The sequence below is a fragment of the Burkholderia sp. MSMB1835 genome (assembly GCF_001526365.1).
Taxonomy (GTDB): domain Bacteria; phylum Pseudomonadota; class Gammaproteobacteria; order Burkholderiales; family Burkholderiaceae; genus Burkholderia.
Genome location: NZ_LOYP01000005.1, coordinates 32,787 through 55,257, shown reverse-complemented (window position 1 = coordinate 55,257; position 22,471 = coordinate 32,787). Strand labels below are relative to the sequence as shown.

Annotated in this window: 18 protein-coding genes and 2 riboswitches; of the genes, 11 read left to right on the top strand and 7 right to left on the bottom strand. The window is 69.2% G+C overall.

The annotated features are described in order from the left end of the window. Window positions 1-19 precede the first annotated feature (19 nt). The 5 genes from WS96_RS03475 to WS96_RS03455 all read left to right on the top strand — a co-directional run bounded on the left by WS96_RS03475 (window position 20) and on the right by WS96_RS03455 (window position 5,142). Window positions 20-2,263 carry a TonB-dependent siderophore receptor gene (locus WS96_RS03475; RefSeq protein ID WP_059830909.1) on the top strand — a complete coding sequence of 748 codons (2,244 nt, stop codon included), beginning with the start codon at window positions 20-22 and terminating at the stop codon, window positions 2,261-2,263. 88 nt (window positions 2,264-2,351) lie between these two features. After that, window positions 2,352-3,191 (top strand): formyltransferase family protein, encoded by an 840-nt coding sequence (locus tag WS96_RS03470; RefSeq protein ID WP_059830695.1) that lies wholly within the window; start codon window positions 2,352-2,354, stop codon window positions 3,189-3,191. Next, window positions 3,191-4,207 (top strand): GNAT family N-acetyltransferase, encoded by a 1,017-nt coding sequence (locus tag WS96_RS03465; protein ID WP_059830693.1) that lies wholly within the window; start codon window positions 3,191-3,193, stop codon window positions 4,205-4,207. Before WS96_RS03470 ends, WS96_RS03465 begins: the two co-directional genes overlap by 1 nt. Before the next feature lie 252 nt (window positions 4,208-4,459). Further along, window positions 4,460-4,723: a type II toxin-antitoxin system VapB family antitoxin gene (gene vapB / locus WS96_RS03460; RefSeq protein ID WP_059830907.1), complete on the top strand. Its 264-nt coding sequence runs from the start codon at window positions 4,460-4,462 to the stop codon at window positions 4,721-4,723. Beyond that, window positions 4,720-5,142 (top strand): PIN domain-containing protein, encoded by a 423-nt coding sequence (locus WS96_RS03455; protein ID WP_059830690.1) that lies wholly within the window; start codon window positions 4,720-4,722, stop codon window positions 5,140-5,142. The genes vapB and WS96_RS03455 overlap by 4 nt, the downstream gene beginning before the upstream one ends. Before the next feature lie 42 nt (window positions 5,143-5,184). Here the strand turns inward: WS96_RS03455 and WS96_RS03450 are convergent, their stop codons facing one another. Both WS96_RS03450 and WS96_RS03445 read right to left on the bottom strand, forming a co-directional pair. Further along, complete coding sequence (locus tag WS96_RS03450) at window positions 5,185-6,090, bottom strand: nucleotidyl transferase AbiEii/AbiGii toxin family protein (protein ID WP_059830689.1); 906 nt, start codon at window positions 6,088-6,090, stop codon at window positions 5,185-5,187. After that, window positions 6,059-7,132, bottom strand: coding sequence for a type IV toxin-antitoxin system AbiEi family antitoxin (locus WS96_RS03445; protein WP_059830905.1), 1,074 nt, complete (start codon window positions 7,130-7,132; stop codon window positions 6,059-6,061). The genes WS96_RS03450 and WS96_RS03445 overlap by 32 nt, the downstream gene beginning before the upstream one ends. Before the next feature lie 343 nt (window positions 7,133-7,475). On the opposite strand from WS96_RS03445, the gene WS96_RS03440 reads away from it, so the two are divergent. Further along, complete coding sequence (locus WS96_RS03440; protein WP_059830687.1) at window positions 7,476-8,639, top strand: M20 aminoacylase family protein; 1,164 nt, start codon at window positions 7,476-7,478, stop codon at window positions 8,637-8,639. Window positions 8,640-8,835: 196 nt separating this feature from the next. On the opposite strand, the gene WS96_RS03435 is transcribed toward WS96_RS03440, so the two are convergent. From WS96_RS03435 to WS96_RS03415, 5 genes are all read right to left on the bottom strand, one after another. After that, the gene (locus WS96_RS03435) at window positions 8,836-10,140 is read right to left on the bottom strand and encodes a cobyrinate a,c-diamide synthase (protein WP_059830685.1); all 1,305 of its coding nucleotides are present in this window, start codon (window positions 10,138-10,140) and stop codon (window positions 8,836-8,838) included. A 2-nt stretch (window positions 10,141-10,142) separates the two neighbouring features. Next, on the bottom strand, window positions 10,143-10,745 hold the full coding sequence (cobO, locus tag WS96_RS03430; protein WP_059830683.1) for a cob(I)yrinic acid a,c-diamide adenosyltransferase: 603 nt from the start codon (window positions 10,743-10,745) through the stop codon (window positions 10,143-10,145). 34 nt (window positions 10,746-10,779) lie between these two features. Next, entirely contained in the window at window positions 10,780-11,157 is a 378-nt protein-coding gene (locus WS96_RS03425) for a cobalamin biosynthesis protein (RefSeq protein WP_059830682.1), read from the bottom strand. After that, complete coding sequence (gene cobA, locus WS96_RS03420) at window positions 11,154-11,963, bottom strand: uroporphyrinogen-III C-methyltransferase (protein ID WP_179949912.1); 810 nt, start codon at window positions 11,961-11,963, stop codon at window positions 11,154-11,156. Before cobA ends, WS96_RS03425 begins: the two co-directional genes overlap by 4 nt. Before the next feature lie 110 nt (window positions 11,964-12,073). Beyond that, a riboswitch (cobalamin riboswitch) is annotated at window positions 12,074-12,311 on the bottom strand. 68 nt (window positions 12,312-12,379) lie between these two features. Beyond that, a complete protein-coding gene (locus WS96_RS03415; RefSeq protein ID WP_059830680.1) occupies window positions 12,380-14,518 on the bottom strand; it encodes a TonB-dependent receptor in 2,139 nt (712 codons plus the stop codon). A gap of 152 nt (window positions 14,519-14,670) precedes the next feature. Further along, window positions 14,671-14,935, top strand: a riboswitch (cobalamin riboswitch). A 329-nt stretch (window positions 14,936-15,264) separates the two neighbouring features. On the opposite strand from WS96_RS03415, the gene cobW reads away from it, so the two are divergent. The 5 genes from cobW to WS96_RS03390 all read left to right on the top strand — a co-directional run bounded on the left by cobW (window position 15,265) and on the right by WS96_RS03390 (window position 22,448). After that, on the top strand, window positions 15,265-16,344 hold the full coding sequence (gene cobW / locus WS96_RS03410) for a cobalamin biosynthesis protein CobW (protein WP_059830679.1): 1,080 nt from the start codon (window positions 15,265-15,267) through the stop codon (window positions 16,342-16,344). A gap of 6 nt (window positions 16,345-16,350) precedes the next feature. After that, the gene (cobN, locus tag WS96_RS03405; RefSeq protein WP_059830677.1) at window positions 16,351-20,163 is read left to right on the top strand and encodes a cobaltochelatase subunit CobN; all 3,813 of its coding nucleotides are present in this window, start codon (window positions 16,351-16,353) and stop codon (window positions 20,161-20,163) included. Further along, the gene (locus WS96_RS03400) at window positions 20,160-21,257 is read left to right on the top strand and encodes an ATP-binding protein (RefSeq protein WP_059830675.1); all 1,098 of its coding nucleotides are present in this window, start codon (window positions 20,160-20,162) and stop codon (window positions 21,255-21,257) included. Before cobN ends, WS96_RS03400 begins: the two co-directional genes overlap by 4 nt. A gap of 68 nt (window positions 21,258-21,325) precedes the next feature. After that, on the top strand, window positions 21,326-21,958 hold the full coding sequence (locus WS96_RS03395; RefSeq protein WP_059830674.1) for a vWA domain-containing protein: 633 nt from the start codon (window positions 21,326-21,328) through the stop codon (window positions 21,956-21,958). Window positions 21,959-21,995: 37 nt separating this feature from the next. Continuing rightward, complete coding sequence (locus WS96_RS03390; RefSeq protein ID WP_059830672.1) at window positions 21,996-22,448, top strand: YaiI/YqxD family protein; 453 nt, start codon at window positions 21,996-21,998, stop codon at window positions 22,446-22,448. Window positions 22,449-22,471: the final 23 nt, after the last annotated feature.

The window sequence follows — 22,471 nt, the reverse complement described above, 5'->3', positions numbered from 1 at the left end:
AAAAGTGGAGCAGAAGAAGATGGAGTGGGCAACAGGCACGCGTTTGCGTGCGATCGCAGCCGCGGCAAGCGTGGCGTTCGGTACGGCGGCGGCAGGGCACGCTTACGCCCAGACGGCGCCGGCCGTGAACGCAGGCGCCGCGGCGTCGGCCAGCAGTGCGCAAAACGGCGCGACGGCGAATCCGTCGACGGGCGCGCAAAACGGCACGCTGCCGGCGATCACCGTCAACGCGGCCTCGGCGGGAGACGGCACGGTCGGGCTCGTCGCGAAGCGCAGCACGACCGGCACCAAGACCGACACGCCGCTCGACGAGATCCCGCAGACGATCAACGTCGTCACCGCGCAGCAGATCGAGATGACCGGCGCCACCGACGTGAACGCGGCGCTGCGCTACGTGCCGGGCTTCTCGTCGTACGGTTCGGACAACCGCTCCGACTGGTACGCGGCGCTGCGCGGCTTCACGCCGACCGCCTACGTGAACGGGCTGCAGGTGCCGAACACGATCAACCTCGCGAGCTGGCGCGTCGATCCGTACATGATCGACAGCATCAGCGTGCTGCGCGGGCCCACCTCGGTGCTGTACGGCGCGGGCGATCCGGGCGCGATCGTCGACGTGCACACCAAGCTCGCCGACGGCGAGCGCGTGCGCGAAGCGGGCGTGCAGATCGGCGACTACGCGCGCAAGCAGTTCATGATCGACGTCGGCGACAAGCTCGATCCGGACGGCAAGTATGCGTACCGGTTCGTCGGCGTCGCGCGCGACGGCAACGCACTGACCGGCCCGAACAACGACCAGCGCGTCGCGCTCGCGCCGTCGTTCCGCTGGCGCCCGGACGCGGATACGTCGCTGACGCTGTCCGCGACCTACCTGCAGGACTGGGGCGACATCTCGTCGAACTTTCTGCCGGCGCAGGGCACGGTGCTGCCGAACCCGAACGGCCAGATCGACAAGGACATCTACGAAGGCGACGGCAACTTCAACTACTACCGCAAGAAGCAGTGGTCGGTCGGTTACCAGTTCGAGCGCAACCTGACGCCGGCCTGGACGTTCCGTCAGAACACGCGCCTGATGCACCTGTCGCTCGACAACGGTTCGGTGTGGGGCAACGGCTTCGTCGACGGCAGCACGACCGACGTGTCGCGCTGGGCGGGCGTGTTTCAGATGAACTACAGCCGCTTCGACATCGACAACAACCTCGAGGGTCGTTTCGCGACGGGGCCGCTCCAGCACACGCTGCTGCTCGGCTTCCAGTACAACCGCCAGACCGCGACCGACAGCGAATGGGTTGCCGCCGCGCCGCCGCTGAACATCTACAACCCCGTCTATACGCCAGTGACCACGAGCGTGTTCTCGAATCCGGAGACGACCGGTCGCACCAACACGTACACGACGATGAACACGTTCGGCCTGTACGCGCAGGACCAGATCAAATGGAATCGCTGGACGCTGACGCTCGGCGGCCGCGAGGACTGGGTCAACATGCGGATGGACGACCGCGCGGCCGGCACGTCGACGAAGGCGGACGTCACGGCGTTCACCGGCCGCGTCGGCCTCACGTACCAGGGCGATTACGGGCTGTCGCCATACATCAGCTACGCGACGTCGTTCAATCCGCTGATCGGCGTGAACCTGCTCGGCGGCGGGCTGCCGCAGCCGACGCGCGGCAAGCAGATCGAGGCCGGCCTGCGCTGGCAGCCGCCCGGCAAGAACCTGATGTTGAACGCGGCGATCTACCAGATCAACCAGACCAACGGGATCACGCCGGCGCTGCCGAGCCAGGACCCGGACGGTACGAAGTCGGTGCAGTCGGGCGAGGTGCGCTCGCGCGGGATCGAACTGAGCGCGACCGGCAAGGTCACGCCGAACCTGTCGGTGGTCGCGTCGTATGTCTACCAGGATGTGAAGGTCATCAAGGCGAACGACAACACACTGAACAACTGGCCGGTCGACATTCCGCGTCCGCGCCAGATGGCGTCGCTGTGGACCGACTGGACGTGGCACACGGGGCCGCTCGCGGGCTTCGGCCTCGGTGGCGGCATTCGCTACCAGAGCGCGTCGGCCGGTGCGGCCGACAACTCGCTGACGGTATCGAGCGTCACGCTGTTCGATGCGGGCCTGCATTACGACATGCGTAACTGGCGCTTCGCCGTGAACGGGACAAACCTGTTCAATCGCCATTACATCAGCGGTTGCCAATCGACGAACGTCTGCATTTTCGGGACCGACCGCACGGTGATCGCGACCGCGAAATACAACTGGTGACGTCGCGCGCCGCCCCGCGCCAGCCGGCCTTCGTGGCCGGCCCGAGCAGGCCGCGGCGCCTTCGTCCGCTTTTTTCCACGACGCCTCCATGCCGAAGAAAAATCTCGTCTACATCCAGTCGCTGCGCAACGGCGCGGCCGATCGCGCCGGCCAGCCCGTCGCTTACCGGGGCGGCACGCGCTACATGAAGGCGCCGCTCGAATTCCTCGTCGAGCGCCTGAACGACTCGCCGCTCGGCGAGCGCTACACGCTCGCGGGCGTGATCGTCGACGACGACGAAGGCTCGCCGGCCGACCGCGCGAAGGTCGCCGACTACGGGTTCAAGCGCACGCCGGGCCGCCCGTGGATCCTGCCCGACGGGCTGACCGTGCAGGGCCGGCCGGTCGACGATCTGTTCTGCACGATCGCGTCGACGTACCGGCGGCTGCCGCGCGACGCACGCGAACGCGTGACGGGCAAGCAGGCGTTCGAGCGCCGCCTGCTCGAGCGGCTGCTCGAACTCGACGCCGACGTGGTCGTGCTCGACGGACTGCTCGTGATCCTCGACGAGCTCGTGCGACCCGGCGCGCGCTTTCATCGCCGTATCGCGAACATCCATCCCGGCATCACCGCCGACGATTCGCCGTACCAGCGGCGCGGCGCGTGGGCGACGCTCGATGCGCTGCACGGCGCGCGCGGCGAACGGGTCGACTGGGCCACCGGTGCGACGTCGTCGGTCGAACCCGTGACGATGACGGGCGCGTCGTTCCACTACGTCGACAACGGTATCGATTCCGGCGAGGTGATCTGCGACGTGCTCGACACGCCGATCGCGCCGGACGACACGATTCTCGAACTGCGCTGGAACAACTTTCAGCGCAGCCTGTTTCCGGCGCTCGAACGCGGGCTGCACGTGCTCGCCGATCGCCACGACGCGGGAGCATTGTGATGCAGGACACGCTGACGAAACCGGCCGGCGCGGCCGACGCCGTCGAAGGTGAAGTGGCCGCGGCGCTCGACGGCGCCGCGCACGGGCAGGCGGCGGCCGTCGTCGAGCATGCGCTCGACGCATGGCGACCCGACGACGCGCCGGACGCGCTGCTCGCGACCTTCGTCGCACTGTTCAACACCGACACGCGGCACGATGCGGCGACGATCTCGGTGCCGCTCGGCGGCGCCGATGCGGCGGCCGTGGCATCGTACGTCGCGCGTGCGGTGCGCGAAGGCGTGATCGACGGCGCGCAGGTCGCGGGCGACACGCTGCGGCTCACCGTGTCGCGCACGACGTTCTGGCAGAATCCGCGGCCGTGGCTGAAGGCGCCCGCATCGGGCGGGATGCCGCTGCGCTACGCGATCACGAACGGCCATCGGCATCCGGTGCGGCCGCCGTCGCCGGCCGGCGAGATTTATGCCCGCGCGATGCCGCAGGTCGGCATGACGTTCAGCCTGCGCACCGTCGACATCGACGCGCACGCGGACCTGTTCAGCACGTGGATGAACCTCGATCGTGTCGCGCATTTCTGGGACCAGCGCGGCACGCGCGACGAGCATGCGGCGTATCTCGCCGAACGGCTCGCCGACCCGCACATGCACCCGACGATCGGCTATTTCGACGACACGCCGTTCGGCTATTTCGAGTTCTACTGGGCGAAGGAGGACCGCCTCGCGCCGTTCTACGATGCGCACGACTACGATCGCGGGCTGCACCTGCTGATCGGCGACTCGCGTTTCCAGAGCGCCGGCAAGCTGCATGCGTGGTGGAGCGGGGTGCTGCACTACATGTTCGTCGACGAACCGCGTACGCAGCGGCTCGTCGGCGAGCCGCGCGTCGACCACGTGCGGCATATCGCGTACATGCATCGGCTCGGGTTCTACACGCTGAAGGAGTTCGATTTCCCGCACAAGCGCGCGGCGCTCACCGTGATCGAGCGCGATACGTTCTTTGACACTTTCCGGTTGCCATGACGGGGGCGGCGCACAGCGTCGGTGCGACGGTGTGCGCGACCTTGGGATGCGCATGCATTGGCCGTCCGGTATATGGACCGCGTGGCCTGCGTCATGAAGAATGGATCGCTCCTCTCATCGACGACAGGCCGGCAGCATGAATCAGACATCCTCGACAGCGTGGGACGCAGTGGCGGATTCGCATTCCGCCCATTGTAGACATATGCCAGCATATGTCTACAATGGGCGCATCGTACTCCCATGGAGTGGCTCATGCGCACCGTTTCCATTTTCAAGAACGCCCGTAACCAGGCAATCCGCATCCCGAAGGACATGGAGTTCGAGGGCGTCACCGAACTCGAGATCCGCCGCGAGGGCGATACGCTGCTGTTGCGGCCGGTACGCCCCACGTGGCTGTCGTTCGCGAACGAACCGCTGGCCGATGCCGATTTCCTTGCCGAACGCCCGGCCGTCATCGAAACCGGTCGCTTCGACCTGTCCGGCGACGCCGATGCGCCGACGGAGTCGAACCGGTGACCACGCTCTACATGCTCGACACGAACATCTGTTCGTTCATCATGCGCGAGCGGCCGCCCGCGGTATTGTCGCGGTTGCAGTCGTGCGTCGACGCACAGCACCGGATCGTCGTGTCGGCCGTGACCTATGCCGAAATGCGGTTCGGTGCAGTCGGCAGAAAGGCATCGCCGAAGCATGCCGACCTCGTGACGAGCTTTGTCGCGCGGCTGGACGGCGTGCTGGCGTGGGATACCGCGGCGATCGATGCAACCGCCGCGATTCGCGCCGACCTCGCCGCACGTGGCACGCCGATCGGCGCGAACGACGCATCGATCGCCGGCCACGCGATCGCAGCCGGTGCGGTGCTCGTCACGAACAACGGTCGCGAATTCAGTCGTGTCGCGGGGTTGCCGCTCGAAGACTGGGCGGCCTCGGCATGACGCAGCGAATGTACGATGGGATTGCGGTCGCGCGGCAGCCCGTCATGCCCGACCAACGGGCGGATCCGCGAGGAAGCCAGCGCGGAATGCATCGAGATACCGGTCGGCATCGTCATTGAATTCACCCGGCAACAGCGCGAACGCGCGGGCCTGCAGATCCTGCCCGAGCGTCGCGTAAGTCGCGTCGTCGGACAACAGCGCGCGGATCGCATCGTACGTGTGCGGCGACGCGGTGCGCTTCGCGTCACGCGCGAGCAGCGCCGCTGCCGCCAGCTCCGGCTGAAAGCCATGTCGTTCGAGCAGGTCGGGCGCGACGTCCCAGATGCGCTCGCGGTTGCCCGCATCGTGAAAATGCGTGAGCAGGAACAGCAGGTCGTACGCGTCGCTGTTCTGGCGCGCGCGCCGGTCCTTCCACGCGAGCAGCTTCAGCAGCGCGAGCGCCGGCAGGCTCGCCACCGGCACCGTGATGCCGGCGCCGATCGACACGGTCAGCGCGGTATCGACCGCCTCCTGAAAACCCAGCACGTTCAGCACGAAGTCGCCGCCGGGCGGCCATGCGATTTCGCCGGGCGGCGCTTCGAGCGGCCCGAACGGCACCAGGTCGAGTTCCGTGCGAAAACCCTGCATCCCGCTGTCGAACAGCAGTTTTTGCCGATGCTTCGGCGCGCGGGCGAATTGCCCGGTCGCGACGAGCGTATCGACGAGCCGTGCATGAAACGGCCAACTGACCGCGCACACCGCGACGTCGACGTCCCGCGTCGCGCGCACCGGCCGGATGCCGTGGACATGCCACATCAGGATGTCGCGTGCGGTCGCGCCGGCCACGACGAATGCCGCGTCGAGTTGCGCGCAGGCCGCGCCAACCGACTGCAGCAGCGCCACCGCCGCCGGCTCGAGCGGGCGGCTCGCATCGATTTCAAGCGGGCGGGTGGGCGAGGTATCGGTCATGGATGTGTTCGGCTGCGGCAAGATTGCGGCTGTCTCCGGACGAGACGAGATCCGCATAGATCAAAAGCGGCGGCACGAGCGGCACCTCTTGCTCGCGCCAGTCGAGTGCCGGCGAGCGCGGCCAGAACGCTTCGAGGATTTCGACGTCGCCGTGCGCATCCGGACGCAGGCGGCCCTGCAGCAGCAGGCCGTTCGGCACGGCGCCGTGCGTATAGACGGTGATCGCGGCCGGCTTCAGATCGTGCGTCAGCAAATCGGCTGCCGGCTCGCCACCGAGTTGTGCATCGAAGGCCGCGAAATCGAAGCCGCGCCACCAGTCGGGCGCGAGGCCGGCAAACCGGCGACTCGGCAGCTTCGCACGCAAGCGGCTCGGGTACAGCGCGACCCATTCCTGTACGAAGCGCGGCCAGTCGGGAATCAGACGCTCGCCGTTGCGGCGTTGCCCGACGAGGCCGCGCGCGATCAGATCGTCCATCGCGAGATCGACCGTGCCGAGCGCGACGCCCGACGCGGCGGCGATCCCCCGATACGGCTGCGCGACGAGGCCCGGCTGCGTCGCAAGCGCGAACATCACGGCCAGCCCCTTCGGCGTGGTCGCGCGCGATGCCTGCCGGCGCGGCGTGCGAGCAGGTTTGGGCCGGCCCGCGATCATGACGGTCGCTTCCGGCTGGATCAGGCATACGTTGCCGGCGGTGTCGAGAAACGGGATGCCCTGGTCGATCAAGCCCCCGGCCAGTTCGCCGGAAAGGTAGGGCGCGACCAGCATCAGCGGCCGCTCGCCGGACACGTGTGCGGCCTCACCGCGGCGACGCAATTCCGCGAGCGCGCCCGCCAGCGATTCGACACGAAGGCTCACGGCGACCGGCATCTCCACGACCTGTCCGGCCACGTCGAAGCGAATCATCGCGTCGGCGCGCGCGCGGTACGCTGCCGGCACGCGCACGGGCCGCGCGTTGAAGCGCGGGGTGACGCGGCCGAACGCGGCGCACGCTTCGTCGAGCACCTGTTGTTCCGACATCGGGAGGGGGGCGTTCTTGGGCATCAACGAGGATCGCTTGTTCACTTTTTTATCAGCGTACACAAAAAATGTACAAGCGTCAAAGAGTGAACATAATCTCGTAAGCCTTTGAGGTAAAGGCAGTATTTCAGGTGCATAAATGACCACGACCACCCCTCTTGCACGAGAATTCGCGACAGAGCGTGTAGTGTCACACGACCGGATCGGCCGCGGCAGTCGTCCGGATGGCCGGTCACCACGTGCCGTGAGCCGTATTTTCATCTAGCAACCATCAGTTGCTACCGCGACGACTTTCCGTCTGCCCGGTTGCTGTCGAATCGACTATCGTTGCCTGCATGTTCCCCATCGCCCATCAGGAGACGACACCGTGACGCACAGCGTGATCCCCGCCGGCCTCGCCGACGAAATGATCGAAATTCGGCACCGCATCCACGCCCATCCCGAACTGGGTTTCGAGGAATTCGCGACAAGCGATCTCGTCGCCGAGCAATTGCAGTCGTGGGGCTACACCGTGCATCGCGGGCTCGGCGGCACCGGCGTCGTCGCCCAGTTGAAAGTGGGCAACGGCAAGCAACGCCTCGGCCTGCGCGCCGACATGGACGCGCTGCCGATCCACGAAGCGACGGGCCTGCCGTACCAGAGCACGATCGCGGGCAAGATGCACGCATGCGGCCACGACGGCCACACGGCGATGCTGCTGGCGGCCGCGAAGCACCTCGCGCGCGAACGCCGCTTCTCGGGCACGCTGAACCTGATTTTCCAGCCGGCCGAGGAAGGGCTCGGCGGCGCGAAGAAGATGCTCGACGAAGGGCTGTTCGAGCAATTCCCCTGTGACGCGATCTTCGCGATGCACAACATGCCGGGCTTCCCGACCGGCAAATTCGGTTTCCTGCCGGGGGCGTTCATGGCGTCGTCGGATACCGTCGTCATCGACGTGCAGGGTCGCGGCGGTCACGGCGCAGTGCCGCATCGGGCGATCGATCCGGTCGTCGTATGCGCGCAGATCGTGCTGGCGCTGCAGACGATCGTGTCGCGCAACGTGTCGCCGCTCGACATGGCGATCGTCACGGTCGGCGCGATCCATGCGGGCGAGGCGCCGAACGTGATTCCCGATCGCGCGCAGATGCGCCTGTCGGTGCGTGCGCTGAAGCCCGAGGTGCGCGACCTGCTCGAAACGCGCATCAACGAGGTCGTGCATGCGCAGGTGGCCGTGTTTGGCGCGACCGCGACGATCGACTACCAGCGCCGCTACCCGGTGCTCGTGAACGATACGGAGATGACGGCGTTCGCGCGCGGCGTCGCTCGCGAATGGGTCGGCGAAGCCAACCTGATCGACGGGATGGTGCCGCTCACCGGCAGCGAGGATTTCGCGTTTCTGCTCGAGAAACGGCCGGGCTGCTACCTGATCATCGGCAACGGCGACGGGGAGGGCGGCTGCATGGTGCACAACCCCGGCTACGACTTCAACGATGCGGCGCTGCCGACCGGTGCGTCGTACTGGGTCAAGCTGACCGAGGCGTTTCTGGTGTGACGGAGGAGGCGAGGCACGCGGCACCGGTTCTATCGCGAAACGGATGAAACCATCGACGTCATCCGTGTCCTGCACCCACGGATGGACATCGAACGGCATCCGTAGCCGCGCACGTCGGATGCCGTAACCACTGCAAAGCGGCGCTCGATACCGACAGGCATTGCGCCACGTCGATGCAGGCGCGGTATCGATCGGTCTAGAACGCGTCCCCGCTGAACAACGCCACGACTGCATCCGGATTCGACGGCCAGTACATGTGCATGTACGTCGCGACGATCGCGCCGCTCCGGTAGACGGCTTCGCCGCTGTCCTGCGCGCCGTCGGGGCGCGCGGCGTGCGCGACCGGTTCCAGCGGCGTCGCGAGCCGCGAATAGTGGAACGTATGACCGCGCATCGGCCCGGTGCGCGTATCGAGCTGCTGCATGCCGAGCGCCGCGAACCGGCGCTGCATCGTCGCATGCCCCGGCAGCAGGCCGAGCATCGGCGTCGCCGAGCCATCCGCATCGGTCAGCGATTCGCACAGGTAAACCATTCCCCCGCATTCCGCGACGATCGGCCGGCCGGCTGCCGCATGCGCGCGAATCGTCCGCGCAGTCGCGGCGTTCCCGGCAAGCGTCGCCGCATGCAGTTCCGGATAGCCGCCCGGCAAAAACAGCGCATCGCAATCGTCGGGCACGGGTTCGTCGGCGAGCGGCGAGAAGAATCGCAGCGTCGCACCGAGCGCATCCAGCAGCGCGAGATTGGCCGGATAGATGAACGAGAACGCCGCATCGCGCGCCACCGCGATCCGCTTGCCGGCCAGCGCACGCGGCAGCGGCGCGGCCGCGTCCGGTTCCGCGAACGCGACGGCCGGCGGCAAGTCGGCCAGCGCCGTCTGCGCGAGCACGTCGGCCGCGCGATCGAGCCGCGCGTCGAGATCGTCGATATCGGCCGGCCGATGCAGGCCGAGATGTCGCTCCGGCAGCGCGATGCCCGCATCGGCCGGCACGTGTCCGAGCCAGCGCAACGCGTCGGGCAACGCCTGTTGCAGCAATTGCGCGTGCCGGGCCGAGCCGACGCGATTGGCCAGCACGCCGTGAAACGGCAGCCCCGGCCGGAACCGCGCGAGCCCGAACGCGATCGCCGCGAACGTCTGCGCCATCGCCTTCGCCGAAATCACCGCGACGACCGGCACGCCGAACGCGGCCGCGAGATCGGCACTGCTCGGCGTGCCGTCGAACAGCCCCATCACGCCTTCGATCAGGATCAGGTCCGCGTCGCGCGCGGCTTCGGCGAGCAGGGCGCGGCAGCCGGCCTCGCCGACCATTCCGAGGTCGAGCGCATGCACGCTCGCGCCGCTCGCGCGTTCGAGCAGCATCGGATCGAGAAAATCGGGGCCGGTCTTGAACACGCGCACGCGGCGGCCGCGCCGGCGGTGCAGCCGCGCGAGGCCGGCCGTCACCGACGTCTTGCCCTGGCCCGACGCGGGTGCGCTGACGAACAGCGCGGGGCAGGCCGGCATGCTCAGAACTCCACGCCGCGCTGCGCCTTCACGCCTTGCTCCTTGTACGGATGCTTGACGAGCCGCATTTCGGTGACGAGATCGGCCGCATCGATCAGCGCATCGGGCGCGTGCCGCCCGGTGACGACGACGTGCACCGACTCCGGACGCGCGACGAGCGTCGCGAGCACTTCGTCGAGCGGCAGGTATTCGTACTTCAGCACGGTGTTCAGCTCGTCGAGGATCACCATCCGGTAGTCGCCGCTGTCGATCATCCGGCGCGCCTCGTCCCAGCCCTTGCGCGCGGTCGCGATATCGGCGTCGCGGTTCTGCGTGTTCCACGTATAGCCGTCGCCCATCGTCACGAAATCGCATTGCGCGACCGCGCCGAGGAAGTCGCGCTCGGACGTGTGCAGCGCCCCCTTGATGAACTGCACGACGCCGAGCCGCATGCCGTGGCCGAGCACGCGCACGGCCATCCCGAACGCGGCCGTGCTCTTGCCCTTGCCGTTGCCGGTGTGAACGATCAGCAGGCCCTTTTCCTGCGTGGCGGCGGCCTGCTTCTTCTCGTGGCCGGCGCGGCGGCGTTCGGCCATCCGCTGATGGGATTCGGAATCGGTCTTCATCGGGAATCGTCCTGTCGAAAGCGAAACAACGGGTTCAGAGCGGGCCGGCGAGCGCGACCGTCACGCCGTCCCGGATGGATTTGGGGCCGAGCAGCCGGCCGTGCGGCGCGGCGAGCTGCGCGCACGGCTCGGCCACGCCCGCGATGCCGAAGCGCGTCAGCGCGGCGCCGGACGGGCCGCTCGCGGCCAGTTCCGGGCGGCTCGCGAGTTGCGTCGCATCGAACGCGACGAGCGGCCAGCCACGGCGTGCGCACAGTGTGCGCAGCGCCCGGGCGCGTGCCTTGTCGGCGAGCGTCGCGACGAGCGCCGGTTCGGCGGCCGGGTAGCGCGCGAGCGCGGCGCGGATCGCGGCGTCGAGTTGCGCGGCCGTGACGCCCGCGCGAAAGCCGACGCCGAGCGCGACGCGCATCATGCGCAGCCGCCGAGCGCCGCACGCACCGCCGGATCGTCGGCGAGCGCCGCGACGCGGCCGATCACGACGATCGCCGGCGAACCGATACCGGCCGCACCGACACGCTCGACGAGCGTATCGAGCGTCGCGAGCAGGTGGCGCTGTTCGGGGCGCGTGGCGTTCTCGATCGCCGCGCACGGCGTATCGCCGGGCAGGCCGCCGTCGCGCAGCGCCGCGGCAATTGCGTCGAGGCGACGGATGCCCATGTAGATCACGATCGTCATGCGCGTGGCCGCGAGCGCGCGCCAGTCGGGCTCGTCGGCTCCCGCGCCGTGGCCGGTGACGAAGATCACGCCCTGCGCGTCGCCACGGTGCGTGACCGGGATGCCGAGCGCGGCCGGCGCGGCGATACCCGCGGTGACGCCGTTGACGACTTCCACCGGAAAGCCCGCCGCACCGAGCGCGACCAGTTCCTCGCCGCCGCGGCCGAACACGAACGGATCGCCGCCCTTGAGCCGCGCGACGCTGCGGCCCGCGCGCAGGTGTGCGAGCAGCGCGGCGACGATCGCCGCCTGCGGCGTCGACGCATGGCCGCCACGCTTGCCGACGTGCTCGATCAGCGCGTCGGCGCGCGCATGGCGCAGCACGTCGGGGTTCACGAGATCGTCGACGAGCAGCACGTCGGCCGCGCCGATCGCGCGCACCGCTCGGAGCGTCAGCAGGTCGGCGTCGCCGGGGCCCGCGCCGACGAGCCATGCGCGGCTCATCGCGCGCGGCACGGCGCGCACCGTGTCGACACAGTGGAACAGGGAAGGCGGGCGGCACATCGGCGGCCGGCGGGCAGGCAGTGCATGACGGATCGGGCGAAACCCGCGCGAACGCGGGTGGAATGCGCACCCCATCCGTCCCCCGCGGACCGGGCGTTCGGCGAGCATCGCGCTCGCCCCTTGCGTCGGCCGGTATCCGGGCTGGCCGCTTGCCAGACCGCAGCCTTCCCGCCCGGTCGAAGGGCAGTGGCATCGCGGGCGGTCTGGGCGCACGCGCGGGAAAGCGCGTTGCGCGGGCGGCGTACCGTTGCGGGGACAGCACAGGCCGGGCGGACATCCGCCTCCTGTTTCCCGTTTAACTGCATGCGCGGAATGCGCATGCGAGCACCGAACGCGGCGCATACGATAGCACAGGCGTGCCATGCGCGAGCCGCCCGGCGGACCGGTCGCGCGAGGCGTCGGCGCGGCCCGCGAGGTCAGAACTTGTACGCCGCCGTCAGCGTGAACGTGCGTGGCGAACCGGGCATGATCTGCGCGAGGCCCGTCGCATTCGCGTAATAGTCGCGATCGGTCAGGTTGACGGCCGCCAGCGTCACCTCGAGGTCGCGCGTGCGATATCCGGCCTTGCCGTCCCAGCGGACGTATGCGGGCAGTTCGAGCAGGTTGTCGCGATCGGCGTAACGCGCCCCTTCGTACACCAGCCCGAGTTCGGCGAAAAATCCGCGCAGCGGCGCATGGCCGACGAACAGGCTGCCGTTCGACCCGGACACACCCGCCGACCGCTTGCCCGCGTACTTCGGCTCGGCGTCGACCACCCGTGCGTGTTGCCAGCCGATGCCGCCGCGAACGAACCAGTCGCCCGCGAGCCGGCCGGCGACGCCCAGTTCCAGGCCGCGATTGCGCTCGAGGCCGTTGAGGTCGAAGAACCCGGGCCGAACCGGATCGGCGACGCGGCGGTTGTACAGATCGAGCTGAAACAGTGCGAGCGTCGTGCTCAGCGCGCCATCGCGCCAGTCGCTTTTCACGCCGATCTCGTACTGGCGGTTGTATTGCGGGCCGAGATCGTTGGCGTTGCCGCGCGCGTCCGGCGTGATGCCGATCAGGTCGCCGCCGACCGGCGCGAAGCTCTTGCTGTACGACGCATACACGCTGTGCGCGCCAACCGGTGACCACACGACGCCGAGTCGCGGGCTCCATGCCGTCGTCGTGCGCCGCGCATGCAAAGCGTTCAGCACGTTGGTCGAATCGACGTCGAAGCGTTCCGCGCGCAGGCCGCCGAGCAGTTTCCACGCTCGCCCGAGGTCGATGCGATCCTGCGCAAAGATCGCGTAGTCGCTGACGCGATGGCGGTTCATCGCATACGGGCGCGGCGCCGCGCCGGCCGGCGCGAGACGATCCGGCCCGGTGATCGGGACCGGAGCCGCGTCGGCCTGCCAGAGCGTCGGGCTGCGTTTCTGCCAGCCGTATTCGATGCCGAACAGCAGGTGATGCAAGCCGAGGCCGGTCGCGACTTTGCCGCTCAGCTCGACGCCGGTCTGCACGTTGAGATGCGTCATGTCCTGCAGATAGCGCGCACGTTGCACGCGCCGGTAGTCGCGCGGCTTCGCGACGTAGCTTTGCGTGACGTAGGTATTGTCGAAGGTGCTGCGCAAATCCAGCACGCCCAGCGTATGGCGCAGTGTCCAGTCGTCGTCGAGCACGTACGTGAAGACCGAGCGCCCGTTCATGTTCTTGTCGCGGACGGTGTCGCGGTCCGCCGCGCCGAAGAAGGTTGCGCGCGGCGCGGACGGCAGCGAGAACGCGATCGGCCTGCCGGCCGCGTCGATCGCGGCGACCGGCGCCGGCATGCCGCGATCGGGCACGCGTTGGTACGTGTCGTATTCGAACTGCAGCAGCCAGCTTCGCCGTGCGTCCTGCCATTTGATCGACGGCGCGACGTACTGACGCGTGCCGTCGACGTGGTCGCGGAAGCTGCCTGCGTGTTCGCGGCCCGCATTGAGCCGCATGCTCCATGCGCTCGACAGCATCCGGTTGAGATCGACCGATGCGCCGAGCCGTCCGTAACTTCCGGTCGCCGCCGAGACATGTCCGAAGTTTTCCGGCAACGGCTGCTTGGTGATCCGGTTGATGATGCCGCCGCCGCTGCCGCGCCCGTACAGCGCCGCGGCCGGTCCCTTCAGCACTTCGACGCGTTCGATATTGCCGAGACTGCGCACGTATTGCGCGTCGTCTCGCATGCCGTCGAGCAGCAGGTCGCCCGCGGCGGAAAAGCCGCGGATGCGGAACGCATCGAAGCGCGTATCCGACGTATTGGAAACACCTGGCACGCCGGCCAGCGCGTCGGCAAGCGTGCGGCCGCCATAGGACAGCGTTTCCTCGACCGGGACGCTGTCGATGGTTTGCGGTACGTCGCGCGGATCGCTCGCGGTGCGGGTCGCCGTGCTCACGCTTTCGGCGCGCGGATCGTTCGGATGGCGTCGGCTGCGCACCTCGAGCGCGGGCAGCTCGTCGTCGAACTCGGCCGCCGGGGCAGGGCAGGGAGCAACGCAGGCGATCGAGCACAGCGACAGGGCCAGCACAGGAAACCGCCGCCCGGATATCTGTCGTTTCGACATGGAAATTTAAGGATGACTGAGTGATTGCCTCACATGGCCGTTGCGTGATGGTTGGCTTCGTTATCGGGCGAAGTTTATCTTACGAAGTTGAAAACGACAATCATTCGCGTTTGCCGCCGACCGCTCGCCTTGACGCTCCCCGCACCGCCGCCTACACTCGCACGCGTTTTGGTGCTCGCGCGCGCCGCTCCGGCGCGCGCAGTTAAACGGGAAACAGGGAGCCTGCCTGCGCCGCAGTCGAGCCAACCTGTGCTGCCCCCGCAACGGTAAGCGAACGCGTCGCGCGCAGCGCGATGCAGCGCCGCTTCGCCGCATGCCCCGCGCATGCGGACGACCGCCACTGGATGCCGCGCGTATCCGGGAAGGCGAAGCGGCGTGTTCGTCAGCCCGGATACCGGCCTAAACGTTGGGGTTCAGCGCCGCGGGGAGGCGGCGCATCGTCCACGGCCGCAGTAGGCCCGACGCCCGGTGTTCGACGCTTCCTTCGTCCATCTGCCGCCGCGCGCACGCGAGCGGCCGCCGCGGCGAACGGCAGGCGGCGCGGGGCGGGGCCGGCGGCAGCCGTGTTGGCATTCACGATGTCGACCGTTCGCAAGGAAGCACCATGCCCGATTCGTTGTTCCGCCCGTCCTGCGGCTGTCCGGCCGGACCGCGCGGCGATCTTCCCGCGTCCCGTCCCGTGAATGGCCGCGCCGCCACCGACGCGACGCCCCCGGCCTGATTCCATTCCCGTCACAGGACCTACCATGACCCTACGCAAGCTTCCCGTCACGATCGTCACGGGCTTTCTCGGCAGCGGCAAGACGACGCTGATGCGCCATATCCTGCAGCACGCCAAAGGCCGCCGCATCGCGGTGATCGTCAACGAATTCGGCGAGCTCGGCATCGACGGCGAAATCCTCAAGGGCTGCGGCATCGGCTGCGACGATGCTCAGGGCGAGGCATCGGGCCAGTTGTACGAACTCGCGAACGGTTGCCTGTGCTGCACCGTGCAGGAAGAGTTCTATCCGGTGATGGAAGCGCTCGTCGAGCGCCGCGCGGACATCGACCACGTGCTGATCGAGACGTCGGGCCTCGCGCTGCCGAAGCCGCTCGTGCAGGCGTTCAACTGGCCGACGATCCGCAACAGCTTCACGGTCGACGCGGTCGTGACCGTCGTCGACGGGCCGGCCGCCGCGAGCGGCCAGTTCGCGGAAAACCCGCAGGCCGTCGACGCACAGCGCCGCGCCGATCCGAATCTCGACCACGAGTCGCCGCTGCACGAACTGTTCGCCGATCAACTGTCGTCCGCCGATCTCGTGATCGTGAACAAGGCCGACCTCGTCGACGACGCCGAATTCGCGCGGATCGAAACCGCGATCCGCGACGAGATCCCGTCGCAGGTGAAGATCGTGCGCGCGACGCGCGGCGAGCTCGACCTCGCGCTGCTGCTCGGCCTCGAATCGGCATCGGAAGAAACGATTCACCTGCGTCACGACCATCACGGTGCGGCCGACGACGGCGATCACGATCACCATCACGACGATTTCGATTCGGTGGTGGTGTCGGGCGACGCCGGCACGCGCGAAGCGACGATCGCCGCGCTGCAGCGCGTGGTCGAAGCGCACACGATCTATCGCGCGAAAGGCTTCGCCGCGCTGCCCGGCGCGCCGATGCGGCTCGTGATCCAGGGCGTCGGCCGCCGCTTCGACAGCTATTTCGACCGCCGCTGGCAGGACGGCGAAACGCGCGCGAGCCGCTTCGTGCTGATCGGCGAGGATCTCGACGCGGCCGCGCTGCAACGCGCGTTCGACGCCGCGTGCGCGGCCGAGCCGCAACAGGCGTAACGCACGATGCATCTGCTGCGCACCACGCCGGGCGGCTTCGTCGACGATACGCAGGGCGTCGTCCGGATCGACCAGCAGCCGGCCGACATCGTGATCCTGAGTTCGGCCGACACGACGCTGTCGTTGCTCGCGAGCGTCGTGCCGCACTTGCCGGCCGGGTTCCCGAGCGTGCGGCTCGCGAACGTCACGTTCCTGCGGCAGCCGGCGTCGGTCGATTTCTACGTCGACGACGTGCTGCGTCACGCGAAGACGGTCGTGATCGATCATCTCGGCGGCGAAGCGTACTGGCCGTACGGGATCGAGCAGGCCGTGTCGCTCGCGTCGAAGCGCGGGCAACGGCTCGCGATGTTCTCTGGCGACCTGCAGGAGGACCCGAATCTCGTCGCGAAGAGCACGGTCGGGGCCGACCTGTGCCGGCTATGGTGGCGCTATCTGCGCGAAGGCGGCGTGCACAACGCCGACGCGCTGCTGCGCAGCATCGCGTTTCACACGCTCGGGTTCGGCGACGAGCCCGAATTGCCGCGGCCGCTGCCCGCCGCCGCGCTGTATCACCCGGCGCGCGACCGCGCGAGCGTCGACGACTGGCGGCCGCGCTGGACGCCCGGCGCGCCGGGCGTCGCGATCCTGTTCTATCGCGCGCACTGGCAGGCCGCGAACACGGCCGTGTTCGACGCGCTGGCCGACGCACTGCTCGACGAGGGGCTGAACCCGCTGCCGATCGCGGTGACGTCGCTGAAGGATGCGGTGAGCCGCGAGGTCATCACGCAACTCTGCGATACGCACGACGTCGCGCTCGTGCTGAATACCACCGCGTTCGCGGCCGGCGCGATCGACAGCCCCGCGCACGACGTGCTCGCCGGCGACGCGCCGGTGCTGCAGGTGATCCTGTCGGGCGGCAATCGCGACGCGTGGGTGGCCGACAACCAGGGCCTGCACGCACGCGACATCGCGATGCATATCGCGCTGCCCGAAGTCGACGGGCGCATCGTCACACGCGCGGTGAGCTTCAAGGGGCTCGCGTATCGCTGCCCGCATACCGAGGTCGACGTCGTGCGCTACCAGCCGGATGCCGAGCGGATCGCGTTCGTCGCGGCGCTCGCGCGCGGCTGGTGCCGGCTGCGCACGCTGGACAATGGCGACAAGCGCATCGCGCTGATTCTCGCGAACTATCCGCAAAGCGAAGGGCGCATCGGCAACGGCGTCGGGCTCGACACGCCGGCCTCCGCGCTGCGCGTGCTCGCGGCGTTGCGCGACGCGGGCTATACGGTGGCCGACCTGCCGGCCGACGGCGACGCGCTGATCGCGCGGCTCACCGAAGGCGTGACCAATGACGCGGCCGTGCACGCGCTGCGACCGGCGTTCCAGAGCTTCCCGCTGGCCGACTACGTCGCGCATTTCGCGCGGCTGCCGGCGGCCGTGCGCGACGCGCTGAACGCGCGCTGGGGGCCGCCCGAAGCCGACCCGACGCTGCGGCAAGGGCGTTTCACGATCGCCGGTTGGCGCGCGGGCAACGTGTTCGTCGGCATCCAGCCGTCGCGCTCGCGCGACGACCACGATTACGCGAGCTACCACGATGCGGAGCTCGTGCCGCCGCATGCGTATCTCGCGTTCTATTTCTGGCTGCGCGATGCGTATCGCGTCGACGCGGTCATCCATCTCGGCAAGCACGGCAATCTCGAATGGCTGCCGGGCAAGAGCGTCGCGCTGTCCGACGCGTGCTGGCCCGACCTGACGCTCGGACCGCTGCCGCACCTGTATCCGTTCATCGTCAACGATCCGGGCGAGGGCAGCCAGGCGAAGCGCCGCGCACAGGCCGTGATCGTCGATCACCTGATGCCGCCGCTCACGCGCGCGGAAAACTACGGCCCGCTGCAGGATCTCGAACGGCAGGTCGACGAATACTACGAAGCGTTGATGGTCGATGCGCGGCGCGCGAAGCTGTTGCGCAAGTCGATCCTCGCGACGATCGCCGAGCATCGGCTGCACGACGAGCTGAGCGTGTCGCCGCCGCGCGACGCGGGCGACGAGGATGCACTGCTCACGCGGGTCGATGCATGGCTGTGCGAGTTGAAGGAAGCGCAGATTCGCGACGGGCTGCACGTGTTCGGCGCATCGCCGGTCGAGCGCCAGCGGCGCGACACGCTGCTCGCGCTCGCGCGCTTTCCGGTCGGCGACGGCAAGGGCGAACGCGCCGGGCTGATCGGCGCGCTCGCGCGCGATCTCGCGCTCGGCGACGCTTTCGATCCGCTCGCGGCCGACTGGGCCGCGCCGTGGACGGGGCCGCGGCCCACCGTCCTGCAGTCGCTCGACGCGTCGCCGTGGCGTCATGCGGGCGATACGCGCGAGCGGCTCGAACGGCTTGCGCAGCATTGGCTCGACGCCGTGTGCCGAACCGAATCTTTCGAGGATCCCGGCATCGCCATTCCGCCGCCCGGCGCATGGCCGCATACGCTTGCGGTGATCGAACGCGTGCGCACGATGCTGTTGCCCGCGCTCGACGCCTGCGGCGGCGAGGAAATGCGTCAACTGCTGCGCGGGCTCGACGGCCGTTTCGTGCCGCCGGGGCCGAGCGGCTCGCCGTCGCGCGGCCGTCCCGACGTGCTGCCCACGGGCCGCAACTTTTACTCGGTCGATACGCGCGCGGTGCCGACGCAGGCCGCGTGGTCGCTCGGCCTGAAATCCGCGCAGCAACTGATCGAGCGCCATCTGCAGGATCACGGCGACTATCCGCGCGCGATCGGGCTGTCGGTGTGGGGGACGGCCACGATGCGCACCGGCGGCGACGACATCGCGCAGGCATTCGCGCTGATCGGCGTGCGGCCGAAATGGGCGCACGGCAGCCATCGCGTGACCGACTTCGAGATCCTGCCGATCGAGATCTTCGACCGGCCGCGCATCGACGTGACGCTGCGCGTGTCGGGTTTCTTCCGCGACGCGTTCCCGAACCTGATGCACCTGTTCGACGCGGCCGTGCAGGCCGTCGCCGCGCTCGACGAGCCCGAGGCGCTGAACCCGATCCGCGCGCGCATCGAGCGCGAACGCGCGGCATGGATCGCGCAGGGCGTGGCGCCCGACGAAGCGCGGCGCCGCGCCGGCTGGCGCGTGTTCGGCGCGCGGCCGGGCAGCTACGGCGCGGGCCTGCAGGACCTGATCGACCAGCGCCGCTGGCAGACCGACGCCGATCTCGCGGACGCCTACCGTCGATGGGGCGGCCACGCGTACGCGCAGAACAGCGCGGGCGACGCGGCGGCCGACGTGTTCGGCGAACGGCTGGCGACGATCGACGTCGTCGTGCAGAACCAGGACAGTCGCGAGCACGACATCCTCGATTCGAACGACTACTACCAGTTCCAGGGCGGGATGACGGCGGCGGTGCGGCACCTGTCCGGGCAACAGCCGAGCATCTACCACGGTGACCATGCGAACCCCGTCGCGCCGAAGATGCGCACGCTGCGCGAGGAAATCGCGCGCGTGATCCGCTCGCGCGTCGTCAACCCGAAATGGCTCGACGGCGTGAAGCGTCACGGCTACAAGGGCGCGGCCGAGCTGGCCGCGACCGTCGACTACCTGTACGGCTATGACGCGACCGCACGCGTGCTGTCCGATCACCAGTACGCGCTCGTCGCCGACGCGTACCTGTTCGACGACGCCACCCGCGCGTTCCTCGAACGGCACAACCCGAAGGCGCTGCACGGGATCTGCGAACGCTTCGTCGAGGCGATGCAGCGCGGCCTGTGGCAGCAGCCGGGCGACTATCGCGAGCGGATCGAAGCGGTCTGGCTCGCGAGCGAACAACTTCAGGAAGGGGGGCGGCGATGACCGATCCGACGACGCACCGCGCCCGCGCGGTTTTTCCGTTTGCGGCGCTCGTCGCGCAGGACGCGTTGCAGCAGGCACTGCTGCTTGCCGCGATCGATCCGTCGCTCGGCGGCGTGCTCGTCAGCGGGCCGCGCGGCACCGCGAAATCGACGGCCGCGCGCGGCCTCGCGGAGCTGTTGCCGGAAGGGCAGTTCGTCACGCTGCCGTTGTCGGCGAGCGACGAGCAGGTGACGGGCACGCTCGATCTCGCGCATGCGCTGGCCGAAAACGGCGTGCGCTTCCGGCCGGGCCTGCTGGCTCGCGCGCATCTCGGCGTGCTGTATGTCGACGAAGTGAACCTGCTCGCCGACGGGCTCGTCGATACGCTGCTCGACGTCGCCGCGAGCGGCGTGAACATCGTCGAGCGCGATGGCGTGTCGCACGCGCACGACGCGCGCTTCGTGCTGGTCGGCACGATGAATCTCGAGGAGGGCGAGTTGCGCCCGCAGTTGCTCGACCGCTTCGGGCTGATGGTCGAACTGGAGAACTGTTTCGACGCCGCCCAGCGTGAGCGGATCGTGAAGGCGCGACTCGCGTTCGATCTCGATCCGGACGCGTTTCGCGCGCGTCACGCTTCCGCTCAACGGGAACTCGCGGACCGGATTCGCGCGGCGCGCGCCCGGCTGCCGGCGCTGGATTTCGACGATGCGGTCCATGCGCGCGTCAGCGCGCTGTGCATCGACGCGGCCGTCGACGGGTTGCGTGCCGATCTCGTGATGCTGCGCGCCGCACGTGCGCTGGCCGCGCTGGAACGGGCCGCAGCGGTGGCGGTGTCGCACGTGGAGCGCGTGGCCGAGGCCGTGCTGCGGCACCGACGCCATGCGGGGCCGCCGCCATCGCAGCAGTCGTCGCACCCGTCGCCGCAGCACGATGGCGAACGCGACGGTCGTGCGCCGCCGGACCCGCGCCGGCGGCCCGACGACCGACCGCGCGAAATGGGCGACACGGAGGCCGGCGCGTCGGCATCGCAGGGCGACTGGGGCTACCTGCCGCCCGAACCGGCCGGGCTGCGCGACGTGAAAAGCGTGGTGCCGCTGCCGCTAAAAAAACGCTGAGCCATCGAGCCGGCGCCGCCGCGAACGCGCTTCGCGGTCCTCGATGGCAGTCAGGCGCCGCCGCGCGCGTGCCGGGCACGGTGCGCGCCGGCACGGCCGTCGCCTGGCCGGCGACGCTCGCCGCGAAACGCGGCGGCCCGCTGCATCGCGATCATCTGCGCTACGGGAAGCGCGCGGGCACGCCGCACGCGCTGCATTGCTTCGTGCTCGACTGTTCGGCGTCGATGCTGTCGCACGAACGGCTCGCGCTCGCGAAGGGGCTGATCGTCGCGTATTTCGATCAGGCCGCGCGCGCACGTGTCGAAACCGCGCTGGTCTGCTTCGGCGGCAACGGCGCCGCGCGGCGCTTCGGCCCGGCCGTGCCGCGCTGGTGGAATGCGCGCTGGCTCGCGCCGGTCGACGGCGGCGGCGGCACGCCGCTCGCGGACGGCATCGCGGCCGCCGCGCAGTTGCTCGCCCGCGCGGCGCGGCGCGCGCCGGGCAAAGCGCGCTGGCTGTGGGTGCTGTCCGACGGGCGCACGTGCGACACGCCGGCCAGACCCGCGGCGGCCGATCACGTCGTGTTCGTCGACTTCGACGATGCGGCCGTGCGGATCGGGCAGGGTGCGCGGCTCGCCGCGGCCTGGGGCGCGCAGTGGGTGACGGCCGACGCGCTTCGCACCGATCTCGCCGGCCGATGGCCGGCCGGCGGTGCGCTATGATCGCCGCTTCTGCTTCTGCCCACCGGAAACCTCCACCATGCAAGTACTGGTCGATGCCGACGCGTGTCCCGCCGTCATCAAGGACATGCTGTTTCGCGCCGCGCGTCGCGCCGAGATCTGCGTGACGCTGGTCGCGAACCAGTTTCTGCGCACGCCGCCGTCGCCGTTCATCAAGGCCGTGCAGGTGCCGGCCGGCTTCGACGTGGCCGATGCGCGCATCGTCGAGCTGACCGAACCCGGCGACCTCGTGATCACGGCCGACATCCCGCTGGCCGCCGCCGTGCTCGACAAGGGCGCGCACGCGCTCGACCCGCGCGGCAACTGGTTCAGCCGCGAGAACATCGAGGAACGCCTGTCGACGCGCGCGATGATGGACCAGTTGCGCAGCGCGGGCATCGACACGGGCGGGCCGGCGCCGTTCAGCGCGCGCGACGGCAAGGCGTTTGCGTCGCAGCTCGACCGGTTCCTGGCGCGACACGGCAAGCCGTGACGGCACACGGCGCGCCCGGCCGG

Coding starts and splice junctions, on each gene's coding strand:
- WS96_RS03475 (WP_059830909.1), top strand. CDS start 20: ATGGAGTGGGCAACAGGCACGCGTTTGCGTGCGATCGCAGCCGCGGCA.
- WS96_RS03470 (WP_059830695.1), top strand. CDS start 2,352: ATGCCGAAGAAAAATCTCGTCTACATCCAGTCGCTGCGCAACGGCGCG.
- WS96_RS03465 (WP_059830693.1), top strand. CDS start 3,191: ATGCAGGACACGCTGACGAAACCGGCCGGCGCGGCCGACGCCGTCGAA.
- vapB (WP_059830907.1), top strand. CDS start 4,460: ATGCGCACCGTTTCCATTTTCAAGAACGCCCGTAACCAGGCAATCCGC.
- WS96_RS03450 (WP_059830689.1), bottom strand. CDS start 6,090: ATGACCGATACCTCGCCCACCCGCCCGCTTGAAATCGATGCGAGCCGC.
- WS96_RS03445 (WP_059830905.1), bottom strand. CDS start 7,132: ATGCCCAAGAACGCCCCCCTCCCGATGTCGGAACAACAGGTGCTCGAC.
- WS96_RS03435 (WP_059830685.1), bottom strand. CDS start 10,140: ATGCCGGCCTGCCCCGCGCTGTTCGTCAGCGCACCCGCGTCGGGCCAG.
- cobO (WP_059830683.1), bottom strand. CDS start 10,745: ATGAAGACCGATTCCGAATCCCATCAGCGGATGGCCGAACGCCGCCGC.
- WS96_RS03425 (WP_059830682.1), bottom strand. CDS start 11,157: ATGATGCGCGTCGCGCTCGGCGTCGGCTTTCGCGCGGGCGTCACGGCC.
- cobA (WP_179949912.1), bottom strand. CDS start 11,963: ATGTGCCGCCCGCCTTCCCTGTTCCACTGTGTCGACACGGTGCGCGCC.
- WS96_RS03415 (WP_059830680.1), bottom strand. CDS start 14,518: ATGTCGAAACGACAGATATCCGGGCGGCGGTTTCCTGTGCTGGCCCTG.
- cobW (WP_059830679.1), top strand. CDS start 15,265: ATGACCCTACGCAAGCTTCCCGTCACGATCGTCACGGGCTTTCTCGGC.
- cobN (WP_059830677.1), top strand. CDS start 16,351: ATGCATCTGCTGCGCACCACGCCGGGCGGCTTCGTCGACGATACGCAG.
- WS96_RS03400 (WP_059830675.1), top strand. CDS start 20,160: ATGACCGATCCGACGACGCACCGCGCCCGCGCGGTTTTTCCGTTTGCG.
- WS96_RS03390 (WP_059830672.1), top strand. CDS start 21,996: ATGCAAGTACTGGTCGATGCCGACGCGTGTCCCGCCGTCATCAAGGAC.